General features: G+C 52.6%; 2 rRNA genes. Both read left to right on the forward strand.

Features of this window, described 5'->3' with window-relative positions:
• Positions 1-347: 347 nt before the first annotated feature.
• A 16S ribosomal RNA gene (locus L6963_RS11580) occupies positions 348-1,876 on the forward strand.
• Between the two features lie 374 nt (positions 1,877-2,250).
• Positions 2,251-5,347 (forward strand): 23S ribosomal RNA (locus L6963_RS11585).
• Together the 16S and 23S rRNA genes form the textbook arrangement of a ribosomal RNA operon.
• Positions 5,348-5,404: the final 57 nt, after the last annotated feature.

Below are 5,404 nucleotides of genomic sequence, written 5' to 3' on the forward strand. Positions count from 1 at the left end.
GAGTTGCCCAAACGGGTAACACAAAAACTTGAGAATGACCGATACGAAACACCGGCCAGCATCTGGCTAGGGTTGAGAATGCGGTTTGTTGCTTGAAAACTCAATAGCGTACCAATGTTATAAATAACATTCTTATCGTCCACACTACACACTAGTGTTCACAAGGAACACCAGGTAGTGCGGAAATTGAACTGATACCAAATATTTATACAACATGTGAGAAACCAAGAGTTTCTTACAGAATTTGATAATCAATTGGTTTCAGATTCGTCAGCTCGAACCACACCACCCCGTGGTGAATGGTTCGCTAACAATCAGAGACCAGGATCATCAACTACTTCATTTTTTCAACGGAGAGTTTGATTCTGGCTCAGGACGAACGCTGGCGGCGTGCTTAACACATGCAAGTCGAACGATGAAGCCCAGCTTGCTGGGTGGATTAGTGGCGAACGGGTGAGTAATACGTGAGTAACCTGCCTTTAACTCTGGGATAAGCCTTGGAAACGAGGTCTAATACCGGATACGACCAGTTCCCGCATGGGATGCTGGTGGAAAGGGATATGTACTGGTTTTAGATGGGCTCACGGCCTATCAGCTTGTTGGTGAGGTAACGGCTCACCAAGGCGACGACGGGTAGCCGGCCTGAGAGGGTGACCGGCCACACTGGGACTGAGACACGGCCCAGACTCCTACGGGAGGCAGCAGTGGGGAATATTGCACAATGGGCGCAAGCCTGATGCAGCGACGCCGCGTGAGGGATGACGGCCTTCGGGTTGTAAACCTCTTTCAGCAGGGAAGAAGCGAAAGTGACGGTACCTGCAGAAGAAGCGCCGGCTAACTACGTGCCAGCAGCCGCGGTAATACGTAGGGCGCGAGCGTTGTCCGGAATTATTGGGCGTAAAGAGCTTGTAGGCGGTTTGTCGCGTCTGCTGTGAAAGCCCGGGGCTTAACCCCGGGTTTGCAGTGGGTACGGGCTAACTAGAGTGCAGTAGGGGAGACTGGAATTCCTGGTGTAGCGGTGAAATGCGCAGATATCAGGAGGAACACCAATGGCGAAGGCAGGTCTCTGGGCTGTAACTGACGCTGAGAAGCGAAAGCATGGGGAGCAAACAGGATTAGATACCCTGGTAGTCCATGCCGTAAACGTTGGGCACTAGGTGTGGGGGACATTCCACGTTTTCCGCGCCGTAGCTAACGCATTAAGTGCCCCGCCTGGGGAGTACGGCCGCAAGGCTAAAACTCAAAGAAATTGACGGGGGCCCGCACAAGCGGCGGAGCATGCGGATTAATTCGATGCAACGCGAAGAACCTTACCAAGGCTTGACATATACTGGACCGCTCTAGAGATAGAGTTTCCCTTCGGGGCTGGTATACAGGTGGTGCATGGTTGTCGTCAGCTCGTGTCGTGAGATGTTGGGTTAAGTCCCGCAACGAGCGCAACCCTCGTTCTATGTTGCCAGCACGTAATGGTGGGGACTCATAGGAGACTGCCGGGGTCAACTCGGAGGAAGGTGGGGATGACGTCAAATCATCATGCCCCTTATGTCTTGGGCTTCACGCATGCTACAATGGCCGGTACAAAGGGTTGCGATACTGTGAGGTTGAGCTAATCCCAAAAAGCCGGTCTCAGTTCGGATTGGGGTCTGCAACTCGACCCCATGAAGTCGGAGTCGCTAGTAATCGCAGATCAGCAACGCTGCGGTGAATACGTTCCCGGGCCTTGTACACACCGCCCGTCAAGTCACGAAAGTTGGTAACACCCGAAGCCGATGGCCTAACCCCTTGTGGGAGGGAGTCGTCGAAGGTGGGATTGGCGATTGGGACTAAGTCGTAACAAGGTAGCCGTACCGGAAGGTGCGGCTGGATCACCTCCTTTCTAAGGAGCTTCAACATATTGGTTGAGCCACGCCGGACGCGAGTGTCGTTTGGGTGGTTTGCTCATGGGTGGAATGTTAGTTCAGGTGCCCCTGGTGGGTGCTGATAAGGATTGTGTGTAATGTTGGTGCGCTTTTGGGTTTTGAGGTAACAAGCCATGTGGTTTGTTGCTCTCAGGTTCCCGGCATGAGAGTAGTGACTGAGCTTTGTCTTTGGTTGCCTCGAGTGGTATCGGGTTGTTGTTTGAGAACTGTATAGTGGACGCGAGCATCTTCGAATGTAATGAAGATTTCTCAATCTCTAATGATTGGGTTTCTTTGATACTTTTGATTTTGTACTTAGTTAGTCAAGGTTAATATCTTTGATTTTATCTGTGTGTAAGTTATTAAGGGCACACGGTGGATGCCTTGGCACTAGAAGCCGATGAAGGACGTGTGAATCTGCGAAAAGCCTGGGGAAGCCGATAACAGGGCGTTGATCCCAGGATGTCCGAATGGGGAAACCCAGCAAGCCATCATGGTTTGTTACCACCAGCTGAATGTATAGGCTGGTTGGAGGGAACGAGGGGAAGTGAAACATCTCAGTACCCTCAGGAAGAGAAAATAACTAATGATTCTGTGAGTAGTGGCGAGCGAAAGCGGAAGAGACTAAACCTGTGGTGTGTGATACCGGTTGAGGGTTGCATCATGGGGGTTGTGGGAGTACGCATAACAGTTTCAACCGGCTGTTGACGTGATGTTCTAGCATGTAGGTGAACGCCTTGGGATGGGCGACCGGAGAGGGTGAGAGTCCTGTAATCGTAATGTGTTAGACCGCGTGTGTGCCACCCGAGTAGCACGGGGCTCGTGGAATCTCGTGTGAATCTGCCAGGACCACCTGGTAAGTCTAAATACTTTCTAGTGACCGATAGTGAATCAGTACCGTGAGGGAATGGTGAAAAGTACCCCGGGAGGGGAGTGAAATAGTACCTGAAACCGTGTGCTTACAAGCCGTTGGAGCCTTTAGGGGTGACAGCGTGCCTTTTGAAGAATGAGCCTGCGAGTTAGTGTTCTGTCGCGAGGTTAACCCGTGTGGGGAAGCCGTAGCGAAAGCGAGTCTGAATAGGGCGAGTCAGTGGCAGGATCTAGACCCGAAGCGGAGTGATCTATCCATGGCCAGGTTGAAGCGACGGTAAGACGTCGTGGAGGACCGAACCCACTTCAGTTGAAAATGGAGGGGATGAGCTGTGGATAGGGGTGAAAGGCCAATCAAACTCTGTGATAGCTGGTTCTCCCCGAAATGCATTTAGGTGCAGCGTTACGTGTTTCTTGCCGGAGGTAGAGCTACTGGATGGCCGATGGGCCCCACAGGGTTACTGACGTCAGCTAAACTCCGAATGCCGGTAAGTGAGAGCGTAGCAGTGAGACAGTGGGGGATAAGCTTCATTGTCGAGAGGGAAACAGCCCAGACCATCAACTAAGGTCCCTAAGCGTGTACTAAGTGGGAAAGGATGTGGAGTTGCTTAGACAACCAGGAGGTTGGCTTAGAAGCAGCCACCCTTGAAAGAGTGCGTAATAGCTCACTGGTCAAGTGATTCTGCGCCGATAATGTAGCGGGGCTCAAGTACACCACCGAAGTTATGGCAATCAGTTTTTATGACTGGTTGGGTAGGGGAGCGTCGTGTATCCAGTGAAGCTGCGGTGTAAACCAGTGGTGGAGGGTACGCGAGTGAGAATGCAGGCATGAGTAGCGAATCACGGGTGAGAAACCCGTGCGCCGGATGATCAAGGGTTCCAGGGTCAAGCTAATCTGCCCTGGGTTAGTCGGGGCCTAAGGCGAGGCCGACAGGCGTAGTCGATGGATAACGGGTTGATATTCCCGTACCGGCGAAAAACCGCCCATACTGATATTTTGATGCTAACTGTGAGAAGCCGTTTGTAACCTGCACCTTCGGGTGTGGGAGCTTGTGGTGGACTGCAGGACCCGATTTTTGGAGGTAAACGTATTAACAGGTGTGACGCAGGAAGGTAGCCAAGCCACGCGATGGTTGTCGTGGTCTAAGCGTGTAGGGTATCCGGTTGTTAAATGCGCCGGTGTTGGCCTGAGACGTGATGGGACCCCGTTTGTGGGGGATTTGGTGATCCTATGCTGCCGAGAAAAGCATCGACGTGAGGTTTTAGCCGCCCGTACCCGAAACCGACACAGGTGATCAGGTAGAGAATACTAAGGCGATCGAGAGAATCATGGTTAAGGAACTCGGCAAAATGTCCCCGTAACTTCGGGAGAAGGGGAGCCTTGAGCGTGACCCACCTGCGCGGTGGTGAGCGTGTATGGGTCGCAGAGAATTGGGGGAAGCGACTGTTTATCAAAAACACAGGTCCGTGCGAAGTCGTAAGACGATGTATACGGACTGACTCCTGCCCGGTGCTGGAAGGTTAAGAGGATTGGTTAGCCCCTTGTGGGCGAAGCTGAGAATTTAAGCCCCAGTAAACGGCGGTGGTAACTATAACCATCCTAAGGTAGCGAAATTCCTTGTCGGGTAAGTTCCGACCTGCACGAATGGAGTAACGACTTCCCTACTGTCTCAACCATGAACTCGGCGAAATTGCAGTACGAGTAAAGATGCTCGTTTCGCGCAGCAGGACGACGAGACCCCGTGACCTTTACTATAGTTTGGTATTGGTGTTCGGTGCGGCTTGTGTAGGATAGGTGGGAGACTGTGAAGCATGGACGCTAGTTCGTGTGGAGTCGTTGTTGAAATACCACTCTGGTCGCTCTGGATGTCTAACTTCGGCCCGTGATCCGGGTCAGGGACAGTGCCTGATGGGTAGTTTAACTGGGGCGGTTGCCTCCCAAAAAGTAACGGAGGCGCCCAAAGGTTCCCTCAGCCTGGTTGGCAATCAGGTGTTGAGTGTAAGTGCACAAGGGAGCTTGACTGTGAGACTGGCAGGTCGAGCAGGGACGAAAGTCGGGACTAGTGATCCGGCGGTACGTTGTGGAACGGCCGTCGCTCAACGGATAAAAGGTACCTCGGGGATAACAGGCTGATCTTGCCCAAGAGTCCATATCGACGGCATGGTTTGGCACCTCGATGTCGGCTCGTCGCATCCTGGGGCTGGAGTTGGTCCCAAGGGTTGGGCTGTTCGCCCATTAAAGCGGTACGCGAGCTGGGTTCAGAACGTCGTGAGACAGTTCGGTCTCTATCCGCTGCGCGCGTTGGAAATTTGAGAAAGGCTGTCCTTAGTACGAGAGGACCGGGACGGACGAACCTCTGGTATGTCAGTTGTACCGCCAGGTGCATGGCTGATTGGCTACGTTCGGGAGGGATAACCGCTGAAAGCATCTAAGCGGGAAGCCTGTTTCGAGATGAGATTTCCTGGTGGCCTTTGGGTCACGTGAGGATCCCTATAGATGATGGGGTTGATAGGCCAGGTATGGACGCGGGGAATGCCCGTGGAGTTGACTGGTACTAATAGTCCGAAGGCTTACACTTTTATGACTGAGTTTGTTTGTTGTTTGCGTCCACTGTATGGTTTTGAGATAACAACCC

The organism is Rothia nasimurium (genome assembly GCF_928392795.1).
GTDB classification, from domain to species: Bacteria; Actinomycetota; Actinomycetes; order Actinomycetales; family Micrococcaceae; genus Rothia; species Rothia nasimurium_F.